Consider the following 263-nt stretch of genomic DNA (forward strand, 5'->3'; position numbering starts at 1 on the left):
ACCCCCTGCTTGTAAGGCAGATGCTCTCCCAGCTGAGCTAAGATCCCATTTCTTTTTGATAAAAATAAAAGAGGTTGAGAAAGCGTGCTTACTGCTTTCGACCTCCTCGCATCAGTTTCTTTTCTTTTTTAGCGACCCGGATGGGGTTCGAACCCACGACCTCCGCCGTGACAGGGCGGCGCTCTAACCAGCTGAGCCACCGGGCCATCTGAATTATACATTCAAAACCACACACTGAAAAATTTTACATCCGGAGATAACTC

1 tRNA gene is annotated in these 263 nt (G+C 48.3%); it reads right to left on the minus strand.

Features of this window, described 5'->3' with window-relative positions:
• Nucleotides 1-132 precede the first annotated feature (132 nt).
• A tRNA-Asp gene (locus DW006_RS01500) sits at nt 133-206 on the minus strand.
• Nucleotides 207-263: the final 57 nt, after the last annotated feature.

Source organism: Eubacterium sp. AF36-5BH (assembly GCF_003460505.1).
Classification (GTDB): Bacteria; Bacillota; Clostridia; order Lachnospirales; family Lachnospiraceae; genus Eubacterium_G.